The organism is Shewanella olleyana, from assembly GCF_023283825.1.
GTDB lineage: Bacteria > Pseudomonadota > Gammaproteobacteria > Enterobacterales > Shewanellaceae > Shewanella > Shewanella olleyana.
Genome location: NZ_JAKILD010000016.1, coordinates 1 through 15,629, shown reverse-complemented (window position 1 = coordinate 15,629; position 15,629 = coordinate 1). Strand labels below are relative to the sequence as shown.

General features: G+C 38.3%; 15 protein-coding genes and 1 other RNA gene. 10 read left to right on the top strand and 6 right to left on the bottom strand.

Annotated elements, in window-relative coordinates; genetic code table 11:
* Positions 1–22 precede the first annotated feature (22 nt).
* Positions 23–379, top strand: coding sequence for a ribosome hibernation-promoting factor, HPF/YfiA family (gene hpf, locus L2735_RS12420; RefSeq protein WP_248985017.1), 357 nt, complete (start codon positions 23–25; stop codon positions 377–379).
* A gap of 74 nt (positions 380–453) precedes the next feature.
* On the opposite strand, the gene L2735_RS12415 is transcribed toward hpf, so the two are convergent.
* Positions 454–1,176 carry a YebC/PmpR family DNA-binding transcriptional regulator gene (locus L2735_RS12415; protein WP_248985016.1) on the bottom strand — a complete coding sequence of 241 codons (723 nt, stop codon included), beginning with the start codon at positions 1,174–1,176 and terminating at the stop codon, positions 454–456.
* A 262-nt stretch (positions 1,177–1,438) separates the two neighbouring features.
* On the opposite strand from L2735_RS12415, the gene L2735_RS12410 reads away from it, so the two are divergent.
* Both L2735_RS12410 and L2735_RS12405 read left to right on the top strand, forming a co-directional pair.
* Positions 1,439–1,696, top strand: coding sequence for a TIGR02922 family protein (locus tag L2735_RS12410; RefSeq protein WP_248985015.1), 258 nt, complete (start codon positions 1,439–1,441; stop codon positions 1,694–1,696).
* Between the two features lie 221 nt (positions 1,697–1,917).
* Entirely contained in the window at positions 1,918–2,967 is a 1,050-nt protein-coding gene (locus tag L2735_RS12405) for an alkene reductase (RefSeq protein ID WP_248985014.1), read from the top strand.
* Between the two features lie 116 nt (positions 2,968–3,083).
* Here the strand turns inward: L2735_RS12405 and L2735_RS12400 are convergent, their stop codons facing one another.
* Positions 3,084–5,780, bottom strand: a complete 2,697-nt coding sequence (locus L2735_RS12400; RefSeq protein WP_248985013.1) for an EAL domain-containing protein — start codon at positions 5,778–5,780, stop codon at positions 3,084–3,086.
* A 442-nt stretch (positions 5,781–6,222) separates the two neighbouring features.
* On the opposite strand from L2735_RS12400, the gene L2735_RS12395 reads away from it, so the two are divergent.
* Together L2735_RS12395 and L2735_RS12390 are read left to right on the top strand one after the other, a co-directional pair.
* On the top strand, positions 6,223–6,564 hold the full coding sequence (locus L2735_RS12395; protein ID WP_248985012.1) for a zinc ribbon domain-containing protein YjdM: 342 nt from the start codon (positions 6,223–6,225) through the stop codon (positions 6,562–6,564).
* Positions 6,565–6,763: 199 nt separating this feature from the next.
* The gene (locus L2735_RS12390; RefSeq protein ID WP_248985011.1) at positions 6,764–7,513 is read left to right on the top strand and encodes a metalloregulator ArsR/SmtB family transcription factor; all 750 of its coding nucleotides are present in this window, start codon (positions 6,764–6,766) and stop codon (positions 7,511–7,513) included.
* 318 nt (positions 7,514–7,831) lie between these two features.
* Here the strand turns inward: L2735_RS12390 and L2735_RS12385 are convergent, their stop codons facing one another.
* The 3 genes from L2735_RS12385 to smpB form a co-directional block, all read right to left on the bottom strand.
* The gene (locus L2735_RS12385) at positions 7,832–9,292 is read right to left on the bottom strand and encodes a KAP family P-loop NTPase fold protein (protein WP_248985010.1); all 1,461 of its coding nucleotides are present in this window, start codon (positions 9,290–9,292) and stop codon (positions 7,832–7,834) included.
* Between the two features lie 292 nt (positions 9,293–9,584).
* Positions 9,585–9,939, bottom strand: a transfer-messenger RNA (tmRNA) gene (gene ssrA, locus L2735_RS12380).
* A 72-nt stretch (positions 9,940–10,011) separates the two neighbouring features.
* A complete protein-coding gene (gene smpB, locus L2735_RS12375; RefSeq protein WP_248985009.1) occupies positions 10,012–10,509 on the bottom strand; it encodes an SsrA-binding protein SmpB in 498 nt (165 codons plus the stop codon).
* Between the two features lie 201 nt (positions 10,510–10,710).
* Between smpB and L2735_RS12370 the strand changes: the two genes are divergently transcribed.
* Together L2735_RS12370 and L2735_RS12365 are read left to right on the top strand one after the other, a co-directional pair.
* Positions 10,711–11,148 (top strand): SRPBCC family protein, encoded by a 438-nt coding sequence (locus L2735_RS12370; protein ID WP_248985008.1) that lies wholly within the window; start codon positions 10,711–10,713, stop codon positions 11,146–11,148.
* Positions 11,138–11,473 (top strand): RnfH family protein, encoded by a 336-nt coding sequence (locus L2735_RS12365; RefSeq protein WP_153913338.1) that lies wholly within the window; start codon positions 11,138–11,140, stop codon positions 11,471–11,473. The genes L2735_RS12370 and L2735_RS12365 overlap by 11 nt, the downstream gene beginning before the upstream one ends.
* A gap of 168 nt (positions 11,474–11,641) precedes the next feature.
* Here the strand turns inward: L2735_RS12365 and L2735_RS12360 are convergent, their stop codons facing one another.
* The gene (locus L2735_RS12360) at positions 11,642–12,175 is read right to left on the bottom strand and encodes an outer membrane protein assembly factor BamE (protein WP_248985007.1); all 534 of its coding nucleotides are present in this window, start codon (positions 12,173–12,175) and stop codon (positions 11,642–11,644) included.
* Positions 12,176–12,520: 345 nt separating this feature from the next.
* Here L2735_RS12360 and L2735_RS12355 point away from each other — a divergent pair, with 345 nt between their 5' ends.
* Genes L2735_RS12355 through L2735_RS12345 form a run of 3 tightly spaced genes read left to right on the top strand, consistent with a single transcriptional unit; the run spans position 12,521 to position 15,341 of the window.
* Positions 12,521–13,366, top strand: a complete 846-nt coding sequence (locus L2735_RS12355; protein WP_248985006.1) for an SAM-dependent methyltransferase — start codon at positions 12,521–12,523, stop codon at positions 13,364–13,366.
* Between the two features lie 31 nt (positions 13,367–13,397).
* Positions 13,398–13,610, top strand: coding sequence for a hypothetical protein (locus L2735_RS12350; protein WP_248985005.1), 213 nt, complete (start codon positions 13,398–13,400; stop codon positions 13,608–13,610).
* 3 nt (positions 13,611–13,613) lie between these two features.
* Positions 13,614–15,341, top strand: coding sequence for a GGDEF domain-containing protein (locus L2735_RS12345; RefSeq protein WP_248985004.1), 1,728 nt, complete (start codon positions 13,614–13,616; stop codon positions 15,339–15,341).
* The last annotated feature ends 288 nt before the right edge of the window (positions 15,342–15,629 follow it).

Below are 15,629 nucleotides of genomic sequence, written 5' to 3'. Positions count from 1 at the left end.
ATTATTAAAGGATAAGTTATCTATGAAAATAAATCTTTCAGGTCACCATGTTGATGTTACAGATACTGTAAAAGAAGACGTTAGCGCAAAGTTCACTAAAATTGCCAGCCATTTCCCAACGCTAATATCGATCGATATTATCATCTCAAAAGAACACGGCGAATTTGAAGTTGAAGTTACGACAAATTATGAAGGAAGTCGTATCGCCGCCAAAGCCTCAGACCCTGTTATGTATCCAGCACTTTCAAGTGCGGGCAAAAAACTTGATGCAGCACTAAAGCATCGTAAAGGACAACTTAAAGCTGATTTACACAGTAAGCCAGAAGTTACAGCACCAGAAATTGCTTACGAACGAGTTCAGGAAATGGACTTAAAATAAGCGGTTACTTTAGTTAAAGTATAAAAAACGCAGTCATTGGACTGCGTTTTTTATTGGAAGAAATAAATAACTAGTTAGTCATTAATTTCCGCATTGTGATAAACGTTTTGTACATCATCACAATCTTCTAGAGCATTGATGAATTTGTCGAACGTCTCAACATCTTCGCCAGTGACTTCAGTCATTGTTTGCGGAACAAAGGTGATGTGCTCAACTTCAAAGTTGATATCTGCATTGTCGTCAGTTAACGCAACACGCACCTTGTTGAATTCAGTGATAGGGGCAAAGACACTGATCATTCCGTCTTCTAGTTCAACATCAGTGACGTCGACATCGGCCATCATTAATAATTCTAGAATTGCTTCATCGTCGTCACCGGCAAAAACGAATACAGCTTGGTGATCGAACATGTGTGAAACGGTACCTGGACCACCTAATTTAGCGTCATTTTTAACAAACGCTTGGCGAACTTCAGTAAAGGTACGTTTAACGTTATCTGTTAAACAATCTACGATGACTGAACAGCCACCAGGACCGAAACCTTCATAACGAGCTGTATCGTAATCTTCACCACCGCCACCGCGGGCTTTTTCAATGGCACGCTCAATAACGTGAGTAGGAACTTGGTCTTTTTTGGCGCGAGTAATTAAGCTACGTAATGCTAAGTTACCATCAGGATCAACACCACCATTTTTGGCACAAACGTATATTTCTTTACCGTAGCGCGAGTAGATACGCGTTTTTTGGCCGGCAGTTTTTGCCATAGATTCTTTGCGGTTTTGGTATGCTCTTCCCATCTTGATCTCGTTTTTAATTTCGAAAATTGCCGCTGATTCTAACAAAAATAATCGCAGCTGTTTAGTCTATATAGGCAGTGCACTTGATGCAGATCAGCCGATAAAGGATTAGTAAGTTCAATTTACCATATATGGTGTTAAATTTGTGTAAGATATTGATTGCTAGAATGAGGTATTCGTTTCAAAAATCGACTAGACTGATACGAGTGTTATAAAAACCATATCGTAAGCATGTAGTTAGCATCGGTAAGAGAGTGAAAATATGACAAAAGAGAGCCAAGAGCCTAGCTGTACAGATGAAGATAATAAAGCGACGGTAACCGTGTTGTTTTATGAAGCTCCAGTAGGATTATTAATGAAAAATACAGTGCTAACAGGACTAGAGGTGAGCGAAACTGGCAGGGTGATGCTGCCAAATGATTTCAGAAATGGTAAATCTATCATCGCGGTGCTTGATGGTGAATGTAAAATTCTAAACTCGTTAGGTGAGCGTGTTTATTCACAGAAGAATTTAGTCTAATCCAGAACTAATCCTGCATTTACAACGTATCAGCAATTAACGTAAAACTAGACTTATGCAAAGCGACTAAGCTGTTAGTCGTTTTTTTGTGTCTCATCATTGGCTACAGTCACTAAGTAAGAAATCATTATTGAGGTTATTTAAGTTCAATAGTGCTTTTAATGTCCGCTGTATTTCTTGATAAGCACTCTATCAAACAATTCATTTTCAAAGGAAGTATTATGTCATCCAGCTTGTTTAATTCTTATAAACTCAATGACACGTTAACGCTTAAAAATAAAATTTTGATGGCACCGCTCACTCGGTGTATGGCTGATGATAATTTAGTGCCGACTCAATCCATGGCTGATTACTATGCACGCCGTGCAGATGCAGGATTGATTATCAGTGAAGCGACAATTATTCGACCTGACGGTCAAGGATATGTGAATACCCCAGGTTTATACAATCAATCCCAAATTGAAGGCTGGAAAGTCGTCACTCAAGCGGTACATGATAAAGGTGGGAAAATTTTTGCTCAGCTTTGGCATACTGGTCGAGTAGCCCATCCTTTCTTTTTTGGCGAAGAGAATGGTGAAGTCATATCTGCATCAAATGTTGGCATTGAAGGCACTATTCCCCGTAATCGAGAGTTAACTTATCAGCAGCCTAAAGCCGCTACCCAAGCTGATATTAATCAATTGGTTGCTGACTATGCGAACGCTGCTGAAAACGCAATTGAAGCAGGTTTTGATGGTGTTGAAATCCATGGAGCCAATGGCTACTTAATCGATCAGTTCCTGCATTATTCATGTAATAACCGCACTGATGAATACGGTGAAACCCCTGAAAATATGGCTCGCTTTGCTATTGAAGTTGTTGATGCTATTAGCGCTAAAATTGGCAGTGACAGAACTGCTATTCGGTTATCTCCTGGGGCATATTTCAATATGGAACCTGATAGCCGCGATCGTGAGGTGTTCGATTATCTATTGGCGCAGTTTGAGCAACGTAAATTAGCTTTCATTCATTTGGGTATTTTTGATGATTCAATGGAGTTTGATTACCTTGATGGTAAGGCGTCGACTTATTTAAGGAAACATTATAATCAAACTCTAGTTGGCGTCGGCAGTTATACCGCCGAAACTGGTAGTAAAGCCATTGACGCTAACGAGTTTGACTTACTTGCCATTGGCCGTGCTTTTATCGCTAATCCTGATTATGTAAGCAAGGTGCGTGATGGTAAGACGCTGACCTCTTATGAAGATTCCATGCTAGCTGAGCTAATTTAGCCTGTAATAAGTATTCTTTTATTGATTGAGTGCAGTTTTAAGAAAGCGCAGTACCGAAAGGCAGCTTAGTTAAGCTGCCTCTTTGTTAGCTGATTTAGAGTGACACATCATCGGATTTAATCAGTCGTTTCTTTAGTTAATGCAAGCGCTGCTTTAATTGTGGGGGCGGGTTTACCCAGTAAATAACCCTGAGCATAGTCAATGTTGTAATGCTTAACTTGCTCTAGCACTTGTTCTGAATCCACAAATTCGGCCACTGTCTCTATTGCCATTTTTTGAGCAAAACTGGTGACGGTAGACACTAAATGCTGAGCCTTAGTATCTTTATCTAAATGGCGGATAAGTGAGCCATCGATTTTAATAATATCGATATCTAAACGCATCAAATGGACAAAGTTTGAATATCCCGCACCGAAATCATCAATAGCAATTTTGCAGCCGTAAGGTTTCACTTTAACGATGAAGTCGTGAACTAAGTCGTAGTTAGTGATCTCTTCACTTTCTAGTAGTTCAAAGGTCAACCGAGTTGCTGTTTCTGGGTAGGTTTTTAATAACGAAAGTAATGTTTCGACGCGTTCTGCATCAGCGATATCTTCAAGCGAGATATTGACTGAAAACTCATAAGGTAAAGGCTCAAACATTAGAAATGACTTTTCTAACATCACCTTCATCATTCTAGGGTAAAGGCGAGAACGCACGGCTGTTTGCATAAATTGCCCAGGTGCCAATACTGTGCCGTCAGGCAGGCAAATCCGCATAAGACATTCAAACTTAGGTTTTGGGTTGACTGACATACTATCGTCTGACTCTATGTGCTCAGATAACGGTTTTATCAGTTGAACATATGGCGTCACTAAGTTGTTTTGCACCGCTGTAACTAATAAGCGGCTTTGATGCATGTTTGCCTCAAAAGCCTCGGGGTTAGACATTTCAGAGGTAAATAAGCGATATCGTTGGAACTGACGTCTGGCAATACGCCTAGCTAAGTCTGCTTGTTGGTGAAGTTGAGAATATTGATCATTAACGCGATGAGCGCCGCCAGCACTCAAGGTGACATATAATTCGTTATCATCAATGACAATAGCTTGGTGGCTCACATGGTCAATTAGTTGTTCAGCTAACTGCTGCAGCTGCTGGTCATTCAATTCTATGGCTACCAATACTACAAATTCATCAGCACCGGTTTTATATAAACGATGGGGTGCTGCGTTCATCTCAAAAGTGTTTGCTACTTTTTGGATGATGGCATCACCTGTTTTTACGCCATAGAAATCATTAATCTCAGCAAAGTCAGTTATATTAAAAACCAATAACGAACTTACTGTGTGTTGGTTTAAATCAGCGTACAGCTTTTTACGGTTAGGTAATCCGGTTAAGTTGTTAAAATAAGCTTCTTGATACAGTTTACTGTTTTGCTGCTCGATTTGATGAAAACTGCTAGCCAGAGACTCACGCATTAACTCGAAATTATCACCAAGCTGTTGGATTTCATCTTGGCTGTTAAGTTTGAGCTTTTGAGTAAGGTCGCCTTTAACGATTCTTTGCGTCCAATTGGTCAAAGTAAGAATATCTGCAGTAACAATTTTACCAACACTCATCAATAACCAACTGGCTAAACTCAGCACGCCTGTTAATAGTAATAATTGAAACAATAAAGTGTTAAGTAGCTCTGCACCATAGAGTTTGACTTGTATTGAACCGCCATAAAAACCTTGTAGTTGCCCACGGGAGACAATGGGTTGCATCACCTGGCTAAAACCTAATACCCATTCACTTTGACGAGTTTTATTGGTTTCAACATGCCTGATAGCGCTAGGTCGCTTTGCTGTTATCAATTGACCATTTAATGCACTTTGTTTTGCTTGGGGAATTAATGATGCCCACATACCTTTAATAAAGTAATCATCAGTATTATTAAAACCGAGCTTTTGAGCCCGATTGAGTTGCAGTGATTGGTTTTGTTGGCGATGGTGCAAAGAAATTAATTCACCATTTTTATCTAAGACAGCAAAGTCAGACAAGGTAATTTGAAAAAGGCTGGTTTGTTTTTTATCTATTCGCGTTGTCGCAGGAGAGAAAAACTGATCAATGGCAATGTCGATATTATCTTTTTGGCTATTTAAGTCATCAAAGTTAATCTGATTACTGGCTAAGACTAAATGCATGTTATGCAAGGTGTCACTGATGCTTAGCTTAATCAATTGCCTGTTTTGATGTAGCTGATAACTAAAAAATATGATTTGAACACAAATTAAAATCAGCACATTTGATAGTACTAACTTTCGATACAACGGCATTTTTAAATGCAGCAGCCAATACAGCAGTGGCTCCAACAAGCAGTACAATAAAAATGCACCAATAACCGCTAAAGTGAGTAATTGACTGATTACCGCAATTTTTGGCCAGTCAGCAACTTCAATTAAAGAGTTTTTATCCCCCCAAGGATTAACCGCAGTGTTTGGATTCTTGGGGTCTAAAATCCAGATAACTTGATCTTGCCCTTCAACATCTAAAGCAAGTTTGTATTCAATGTCCCCCGGGTAAATAGGTAAAAGATATTGCCATTGTTTTTCATCAGATTGATTATCAGGAGAACTGTGCATCTGATAGAAGGGGTCATCACTACGCCAATCAGAAAAGCTACCACTGACAAATACGTTTAAAATTTTACTTTTAGCAGATAAGCCATAATGTTGATTAAGTTCGTCAGATAACGGTAAGGAGAGGTTAATTTCATAAGGTGTTAGTGCATCATCAGCAAGGTAGGATACAAGCCAAGTTTGTAACGGCCACAGACAAAGTAAAGCTAGCAATACCCCCAGCCTTATCTTCCATTTATATAAATAGTGAGCAACTAAACTCAATTAAGGCCCTTATATTTAACTGTAATTGTTTAAATATTGAATCAATATTTCAGAACCAATTACAATGAAGTGAATGTAATCATTAACAATTATGTATCAATATGAGCTGAATTGTAGACAAGGTCAACAGTCTTATTCAGAAATATTTCATACACTTAAATATTATTTTAACCTGCCTAGTGACTCTGAATAGATCGTTGACTGAGACAAGAATGCCATTGTCAGTCAAACTTAATTCCTGAACTGTGATATGTGCGATATTCAGCTGCTAGCTGATAATTTGCTTATTAAGTATAATGTCATTTATCTATTTCTGTTAATTAGTAAACGTTACCCATGTTTGTAGCTGAAAAGCTTATTACAGAAACCTATAAATTAAAGAGAAAATATCATGAGCACTATCCCACCATGTCCTAAATGCGAATCCGTCTATGTATATGAAGATGGCTCACAACTTATTTGTCCTGAATGTGCTCATGAATGGAACCCGAACGAAGAAATCGTTGATCCAGATGCCATCATTTTAAAAGATGCTGTTGGTAATTTGCTTGCTGAAGAAGACAAAGTCACTTTGATTAAAGACCTAAAAGTAAAAGGTTCTTCACTAGTGCTTAAAGTCGGTACCAAAGCTGTGATCAAACGTTTTGTTGATGCTGACCACGACATCGATTGTAAAGTTGATGGTCATGGCCAAATGATGCTTAAATCTAAGTTTGTTAGAAAGCAAAACTAATCTAGCTTAATCCTTGTTTAATATTCTTAAACACCTGCTTTTATGCAGGTGTTTTTTTATCCCTGAATAAACGAGAAAAAATCATTCGTTATTGAACCTTTAGTTAGGTATTTTTAAAGTATTTCTTTCATTTTTACACGCTACATTTGAAACAAACATATTCATTTTGTACTATTTCCAGAATGCCTTGGAGGGCCAAATGAAAAAACGAATTCTTTTTGTGTGTACGGGCAACTCATCTCGTTCGCAAATGGCCGAGGCAATCATCAATCGTGATTATAGAGATAAATATGAAGCGTTCAGTGTGGGGAGCAAGCCTAAAGATATTGATGCTAGAACTTTCACAACGCTCAAGTTGGCTGGTTATTCAACAAGTGACTTAACTTCAAAACCATTAAACCATTTCGATACTGAAGAGTTTGACTATTTAATCTCGCTTTGTAGTTCAGCAAGAGGGGAGTGTAGCAATATATCTGGCGTGTCAGAAACTATCTCTTGGGATATTACCCCGCCTAAAAATGTGGCATCGGATGAGCGGTTTGATAAAACATTAGAAGAGTTACAAGAACGCATTCGACTTTTTGCACTGATCCATTCAGACTCAGATGAAGAACAATTCAATGTAGAAACATTTTTAAAGTGCATATCAGATAAAACCCGCTTACTCATCACCTTACTATTGCATGTTGAAAAGGAATTGAGCGTCAGTGAAATATCTGCAGCTTTGCAAACCCATCAAACCAAAGCTTCACGGTGTTTAGCGCATTTAAAAAGCCACGGCGTGTTAAAAGACAGAAGGCAAGGCTTACGTATTTTTTACTCTGTATCGCCAACACTGCCTCAATGGGCGAAGGTCATACTAGACCAAGCCGTAATTGCAAAGCGCACCCAATTACAAGCGACGTTAAAGGTGTTGAACTCGACCGAAAGGCCTGTGATAGAACACTAATGTTAAAAACACCTGCTAAATGCAGGTGTCTTTTTGAAGGATTATTTGCGATTAAGTTCCCGTCGCCACATCTGAACCAAATAATGATAAGAGTGCTAGCTATAATTCGAGGCAAACAAAAAGGGCTTAGCATTGCTGCTAAGCCCTTTTATATATTTGGTGGAGCGGCGGAATTTGCCCCCGCGTCCAGAAAGCCTACATCCCAAATAATACTGTGTGATCATTTTTATATCGTTTAAAAAAAACATATGCTTATACAGCTTACGCTGCAGTGTTCGATTGTATGTTATCAAGTGATACTGCCACTTTGTCGCCACATTAGCTGATGTAACCGGCTAACTCAATACATTGTTTATATTGTTCCCAATTCCAAATTGTCCCTTCTGGATTCATCAGCATGTTTCTTATTTCAGAATGAATATATCTTTCTTTATTACTTGATTGTGATGAATATTGGTGTTTTAAAAAGTCAAACTCTTGAGGACCAATATAAGTAGTATTTCTATCATTGAAATAAGCTTCTTCAGAATGTTGTACAGTAAGAATTGACTGAAATGAATAATTTATAAGATGGTTACTAGAGAATTCATCTTCAATTTCAATTGTCTCACATTCCTTTGTATTGAGATCTTTAGAAATTTGATTTGTTCGTTCGTCGAATCTAGCAATATTTTTATGCTTTTCTATTATTGAAGCAAACAGCACTATCAAGTTTATTCTTATCAAGTTTGGCCGAGTTGATATTGCATTTATTTGACGTAAACACGCTTCCATTTGGGCAAGTATTTGATCTAAATCCCTGGCCTCTATTTTGTAAACTTCACAGATTATGGAAAGTATTTTTGTAACTGAAAAAGCTCTACTATCTGACGGAAAAATAGCTATTTCTTGATATTTACTTAAATTAATATCTTTTTGAGATAAATATGCTTCAAAATCGGCTGCAGGGAGCAGTGCTGTTCTATCAAAGAAACGCTTTAAATACATTTGGCCATCAAACTTTTGTCCATATATAGCTTGAATTGAACTCGAAAGTTGCTTTGTATCGGTTGCAATGATGAAGACCATTTTTTCTGTATCAAAAAAGTGCTTAACAACTTCGAGCATTTCAATTGCGTAGGTTGGGCGGCACCTATCTAATTCATCTACAAGTACGATGAATGGTACTTTCATGCCATAGATTATTTCTAACAAGTCAGCTATGACTGATAGCGTAGATTTTATTTCTGATAGTGCCTCAGTTTGTCGCTTATAGTTTGAAGAAAGCTCCTCAAGCCGCTCTTCAATCATTTCGGGGGGATTATCAGTGATTGCACCTACAAAATCTTTACCTGCACTGTAGCTAAGCCCTGTTAATGAAGTAACAACACCTGCGAAAATTCCGATAGATTGTTTATACTCAGAAATTGTAGTTTTAAGCTTTTCAAAATAATCGGATTTATCACCATTTACAGGAGACTCCATAAGCTTTTCAATTTGAGAAAGCAACTCAAAAGCGACAACTGACAAGGGGTCTTTTGAAAAATCACTTTCCCAAGCATCAATATAAACAGCGGGGTGGTCGAGTTGATAACTTTCAGTGTAAAGGCGTTTAAGAAACTCGGTTTTCCCTGAGCCCCAGCTAGAATCAATGTTTAGTACAAATCCATCTTTTTCTTCAATAATGAAGTTAAGTAGAAAACGCCCATAATCAGAGCGATTTAGTTTACAATTTTCAAAACTATGCGTTTCAAGCCAATCATTATGCTTTGCTAGTTTTTTAATTTCATTTGTACTCATGAATCATCCTTGATTAGGTGTGCTATTGGGTTCTTTGTTATCGCATCGCCTAGGTGGCTGGCTGCGAATGGGTATAGTGCATGGTGTCTTAGATATCTGAATGGCCTAGGGCTTGTTTTAGTACCAGAATATTACCGCCGTTCTACTATATATGGCTACTTACTATGAGTATTTAAGTTGGAATGTTAAAAGTTACCATAGAATAATTTTATATCATAAGTCACTCTAAAATATTGATTTTAGTATTTAATAAACAAAAAAAAACTCACCCGAAGGTGAGTTTTTTAGAATTTGGTGGAGGCGGCGGGATTTGAACCCGCGTCCAGAAAGCCTACATCCAAGGCGCTACATGTTTAGTCTCTCTTTTGGTTAACCAAGTACACTCCGAAAGACAGGATTGCAATTGGCGAGTCCGATACTATTTCGCGGTTCACCCTCGGACGGAGTTCCCTCGCTATCAAATGTAATATGACCATCTTGAATCCCTGCCCATTTGAGAGACGTGGGTAAGATGGCTAGCTAGCCTAAGCTGCTAGAGAGTAGTTAGAGTCGTTAGCAACTATAACAGTGCGGCTTTTTACGAGGCCAACCGCCCCTCGACATGCTCCCAGGGTTTCGTGAATCCTGTCGAATCCAGAATCGCCCCCAAAGTTTGTTGATTGTATCGGGTAAACACTAAAAAACCTAATGCATTTCACCAATTAACAACCGTTTGTTCATTATCCGTCCAGTCGACTCTTTTTCATGACTCGTGATTGTTCAACTTTCCATTCACGTTCTTTAGTGTCTTGGCGCTTATCGTGATCTTTCTTACCTTTACCTAAACCAATTTCTACTTTTACCCACGCGCGTTTGCGCCAGTATAGAGAAAGCGGTACTAAGGTGTAGCCTTGACGCTCAATTAAGCCTTCAAGTTTATCGATTTCGCTGCGCTTCATCAGTAGCTTTTTAGTACGAACAGGATCGCACACTACATGCGTTGTCGCGGTGTTAAGTGGCTGAACAGTACAGCCATGCATGAATGCTTCACCATTTTTGATGAAAACATAGCAATCCGCTAAGGTGACTTTACCCATACGCAGGGATTTAACTTCCCAGCCTTGTAGTTCAAGTCCAGCTTCTACTTTTTCTTCAATTTTAAATTCAAAGGTCGCGCGCTTATTACGTGTAATCGTAGCGGGAGGATTCTTTGAGTTTTTCGAATTCTTTTTTACCATAATCGCGTGTACTGCCCGCTGTTATCCCATTTAAAAACTCTGCTCATTGTTAACATGCGGCAGATATGGGGGAGAGAATAATCTAATCAAGCGATTATACCCAAACCACTTAAAGATGCGAGTTTATTCATTAACCGTAATGGTGCGTTTTAGCGCAGGCGTGTTAAAATTGGCAGATTGTTATCGATAGTGTTGTTATTCATGCCAAAAATTTCAAAAAATGTGCTTGTTCGTTTCAGTGCAATGCAAATGTATGATCTGGTTAATGACGTTGAGTCTTACCATGAGTTTTTACCTGGCTGCGTAGGCGGCAAAGTACTTGAGTTTGATGGTAAGACTATGGTGGCATCGGTCGATGTATCTAAAGCGGGTATTCGTAAAACCTTCACCACAAGAAATCAGGTTGTATCTGGCAAAAGCGTCTCATTAACACTGGAAAATGGGCCGTTTAAAAACCTTGATGGTATGTGGCGATTTACTGAGTTAACTGAAGATGCATGCAAAGTAGAGTTTGATTTAACCTTTGAGTTTTCTAATCCGCTTGCAGATATGGCATTTGGTCGAGTCTTTAAAGAATTAATGAACTCAATGGTGACGGCTTTTACTGATAGGGCTAAGGTGATTTACAATGACAAATGATGTTGAAACATTTGCAGTTGATGTGATTTATGCACTACCGACTCAGCAAAAAATTATCACAGTGAATGTGACACCTGGTACTAGTTTTATCGAGGCGGTTAAACAAAGCAATATTGTGAGCTTTTTCCCAGAGATTGATATTGAAACCGTGAAGCTGGGCGTATTTAGTCGCCAAGCAAAGCATGATGAAGTTTTGCAGCAAGGTCAACGAGTTGAAATTTACCGACCACTGATTGCTGACCCTAAAGATGTTCGCCGTAAGCGTGCAGAAAAAGCAAAAGAAGAAGGCCGCAGTAATAAAATCACCGGTGCTAAACTAAATTAGCTGGACTTGGTGATATGTGGCTTAGTTGAAGTAGCTTAGTTGAAGTAGCTTAGTTGAGCTAGCTTAGTCACTTTTGTGATTACGAAATAATAGACATTAAAAAAGCGGAAAGAATTATCTTTCCGCTTTTTTGTTTCTGCAGGTTAAGCCTTTTTAAGCTTAAGCTGGTTATTCGCTTTGATTATTACCTTGAGAACCGCCAATTGGCACATCGTTCTCGTTTTCAATGCGCTCTTCTTCAACCAGAGGTTTTGCATCTCCGCGAATAGCATCAGGCTCTTGCTCTGGTAATAAAGGAGCAACAACTGGTGCAGAAACCGTTGGTAGTGCACCTTCATTAAGTGGCGTATCAAAATCATCACTTAACTTGTAGTCACCTTCAACTCGCTCAAGTAAGTCACCGTCAAAGTATAAAATAAGTTCTTTATGAGTCACGCTGGCATCACGGCCACTTTTAAAGTGATAAACGTAGTACCAAATATTATCAGCGAAACTGTCCCGAAGTACTGGGCGGCCTAAAATATATTCAGCCTGCTCTTTAGTCATTTCAACACGTAGTTTTTCTACCTGTTGTAACTCCATGTAGTTACCTTGTGGTACATCAGGCTTATAAATTAAGTAGTCAAAAACGCTACATGCACTTAGTGATACTGAAAGCGCAACTGCGCCTAAAAGGGTAAGACTTTGTTTTTTGTTTATCATTGTCTGCGCTATTTCCTAAAAATCTGACGCCATCATACCCAAGGCTTCCCTATGCTGACAAGTGGCTTTAACTGTTGAATGCTATAACTGTGTGAATAGTAGAGTGGATAGTGATGAGTTAGTTCCGCAATGACGCGGTTAAAGTGGACTAATTACTCAATAAAATGATTTTGAATGTTACAAAAATGTAGAAAGTCGTGGTAAATCTAAGAGTAATTATATAAGTTTAAATGATGGAGTTTAGATTAGGCTGAAATTTGATTAATTAAGTTAATTCATAAGCCTGCATAGCCCGCTACGTACTTAGTACTACGATATATTTGACAAAAAGAATAATGATTAACGATGTCATCAAAAGAAGCTAAAACAAATCAACAATCACTGGTACCTCCAAAATCAGCAGGTAAGGTGACATTTGTGGGGACCGGTCTGCAACTTGCGGGGCAGATCAGTATATTAAGTAAAAGCTATATAGAAAATGCAGATTTAGTTTTTTCACTTGTCCCTGACGGATTTACTGAGCGCTGGCTTGTGAGTTTAAACCCTAATCATCGTTCTCTTCAGCCTTATTATGCTAGAAAAGATGAAGTCAAAAATCGCCGAGATACATACTCTCAAATGGTAGAGGCAATTCTCGAACAAGTGCGTTTAGGGCTAAATGTGGTTGTTGCACTTTATGGTCATCCTGGTGTGTTTGCTTGTATTTCCCATTTATCAATTAAACAAGCAAAGAAGGAAGGATATTTTGCAGAAATGCTTCCTGGAATATCAGCAGAGGCATGTTTGTGGGCTGATTTAGGCATAGACCCTGGTGCTTCAGGTCATCAAAGTTATGAAGCGACTCAGTTTATGCTGTACCACCACGAACCTAATACCAATACTCATTTGTTATTGTGGCAAATATCGTTAGCTGGTGAACATACCTTAACTCAGTTCTCTACGACTTCAGAACGTCTAGCGATCCTAGTGGATCATCTTTCACAGTGGTATCCGCTTGAACATGAAGTCGTGATTTATGAGGCTGCAAACCTTCCCATTCAGTCGCCTCGTATCGAAAAGCTTTTATTAAAAGAGCTACCTTATGCCCGTTTAGAGATGATATCTACATTAATGATTCCGCCTGTTCAGAAATTAAAGTTGAACTTGGCAATGCTTGAAAAACTTGGGATTAGCGCCAGTGATATTGGATAGCTGATATTGTAAATATAAAGAAGGAACTATGATGGCAAACTTAACAGAATTTTTTACTCAACTGAACACAGATGCAAAGTTACTAGACGCATATAAAAAAGATCCTGAAGCAACAATGAAAGCACATGGTTTATCCGATAAAGAAATTAAAGCCGTTTTATCAGGTGATGCCAAAGTGGTGAGCTCATTAGTGGGAGATGCCGAAATGAAAGCATTTTTGTTAATCGTAAATCCATCGGAATAGCTGATGGTAAATTTGATCAACGTTAGTTTTGTTATTTTGGCACTGCTGTTTAGCAGTGCTTTAATGGCTGAAACCAATTTTGACTTAACTCTTGATTCTCTTGAACAGTCTTTTCATAAAGACATCTCTGCTTCTGAGGAAATAATCAAAGATTTATTGTCTGAACAAGATCAGTTAAGCCAATCACAAACCGCTCGATTATACATGTTAATTAGTGTGAAAAGTTTATATTTAGGAGAGTTCGAACATGCTCTCGACTCCTTAAATAAAGCACTATATTTCAAGACTGATGATCAAATTAAGACTCAGATAACGCTTTATAAGATAACGGCTTCAATTGGATTGAAAGATTACCAATCAGCATTTGAGCTACTTGAAGAAAATTTAGCTCGTATAAAACGCTATGATGATGACAATATTAAAGTGGACTCATATATACGTTTGATGAACGTGTATATGGAGCTAGAAGCATTTGATGAAATGTTATCGACAGCTACAGAAATATTGAGGCTTAATAAGGCAGAAAACACAAAAAATGAATGTTATGCAAAACTGTATTTATCTGTTGCTAACTTAAAGCTAGGTAAGCTTGAACTTGCTGGCCACCAATTTAAAGAGAGTGAAACTTATTGTAAAACTCACAATTATCCACTCATCGAGGCTATGTCTATCAAAGGCCAATCTCATGTGATGTTCGAAAAAGGTGAATATGAAGCTTCATTACCTGGCTATATTGATTCTTTAGAGCGTTACCAAGCGTTCAAGTTTCAGGTGGAAATTAATGATAATCACTCCTATATCAGTGAGGTTTATTTTCATCTTGGTGATTATCAACAGGCAACGTTTTATGCTGAGTTAGTTAATGCTTTACCCAATGTACCTATGAACTATAAACCTAAAGAACGGGCTTATAATGTGCTTTCGATGGTGGCAAGTAAAAGGGGGCAGTTTAAAGAAGCTTATCAATATCAAGTGCAGGCTAACGCTATTGGTATGCAGCTTATTGATGCTAAAAAAGTAAAAGAAAATGCCTACCAAATGGTTAAGTTCGATTCGGCAGAGAAAACGCGTGAACTAAACCAATTAGTGCAAGATCATGAAATGATAGCTAAACAGCGAAGTATATTAAATAACGAGAAGAGCGCTTCTTTTATGTTTTCTACTGTTCTTGTGGGCACGGTCGTATTTCTGAGTTTAATGTTATATGCGGCGTGGATGCAGCGAAACCAATTTCGTAAACAGGCCCAGGTTGATGCCTTAACAGGTTTATATAATCGTGGTGCAGGGCTTGAAAAAGCCGAGAATGAGTTCGTGCAAGTTCAAGCGCGTGAAGCGACCATTAGTATTATCCTAATCGACTTGGATTGGTTTAAAAAAATCAATGATAGTTTTGGTCACGCTACCGGTGATTGGGCACTGAAAAAAATCTCAGGGACTATTCAGGAACACGTTAAATCCAGTGATATTGTTTGCCGTTTAGGTGGTGAAGAGTTTGCGATTTTTATGCCGCAAACTAATATAGAAACCGCGTATCAGCTCGCTAAAACACTATGCGCTGCCTTTGCAAATATCAATACACGATATTCAGGTCATCAATTTACCATCACTGGAAGCTTTGGTGTCAGCGAATTAACCCAAGATGATTTGAGCTTAGACCCTATATTAAATCGTGCTGACGATGCGCTTTATCAGGCTAAATCAGCAGGCAGAAATCGAGTGGTTAAGTCCTAGCTGTTGCTTATTTTTACCTGACGACTTTGTTTTCAAGTCCATCAAAACTACCTTTTCTCATTAATAACATTGTATTTTACATACGCTAAAACGTTCTCACCTCAGTAACCTAGTGATACCTTCAACCGAAATTAGCATCAAAATATTGGTGCCAAAGTTAATTCAAAGATAAAGCTGATTCAAAGATAAAGCTGATTCAAAGATAAAGCTGATTCAAAGATAAAGCTGATTCAAAGATAAAGCTGATTCAAAGATAAAGCTGATTCAAAGATAAAGCTGATTCAAAGA

Coding starts and splice junctions, on each gene's coding strand:
- L2735_RS12345 (WP_248985004.1), top strand. CDS start 13,614: ATGGTAAATTTGATCAACGTTAGTTTTGTTATTTTGGCACTGCTGTTT.
- L2735_RS12365 (WP_153913338.1), top strand. CDS start 11,138: ATGACAAATGATGTTGAAACATTTGCAGTTGATGTGATTTATGCACTA.
- L2735_RS12350 (WP_248985005.1), top strand. CDS start 13,398: ATGGCAAACTTAACAGAATTTTTTACTCAACTGAACACAGATGCAAAG.
- L2735_RS12360 (WP_248985007.1), bottom strand. CDS start 12,175: ATGATAAACAAAAAACAAAGTCTTACCCTTTTAGGCGCAGTTGCGCTT.
- smpB (WP_248985009.1), bottom strand. CDS start 10,509: ATGGTAAAAAAGAATTCGAAAAACTCAAAGAATCCTCCCGCTACGATT.
- L2735_RS12410 (WP_248985015.1), top strand. CDS start 1,439: ATGACAAAAGAGAGCCAAGAGCCTAGCTGTACAGATGAAGATAATAAA.
- hpf (WP_248985017.1), top strand. CDS start 23: ATGAAAATAAATCTTTCAGGTCACCATGTTGATGTTACAGATACTGTA.
- L2735_RS12395 (WP_248985012.1), top strand. CDS start 6,223: ATGAGCACTATCCCACCATGTCCTAAATGCGAATCCGTCTATGTATAT.
- L2735_RS12405 (WP_248985014.1), top strand. CDS start 1,918: ATGTCATCCAGCTTGTTTAATTCTTATAAACTCAATGACACGTTAACG.
- L2735_RS12390 (WP_248985011.1), top strand. CDS start 6,764: ATGAAAAAACGAATTCTTTTTGTGTGTACGGGCAACTCATCTCGTTCG.
- L2735_RS12370 (WP_248985008.1), top strand. CDS start 10,711: ATGCCAAAAATTTCAAAAAATGTGCTTGTTCGTTTCAGTGCAATGCAA.
- L2735_RS12355 (WP_248985006.1), top strand. CDS start 12,521: ATGTCATCAAAAGAAGCTAAAACAAATCAACAATCACTGGTACCTCCA.
- L2735_RS12415 (WP_248985016.1), bottom strand. CDS start 1,176: ATGGGAAGAGCATACCAAAACCGCAAAGAATCTATGGCAAAAACTGCC.
- L2735_RS12385 (WP_248985010.1), bottom strand. CDS start 9,292: ATGAGTACAAATGAAATTAAAAAACTAGCAAAGCATAATGATTGGCTT.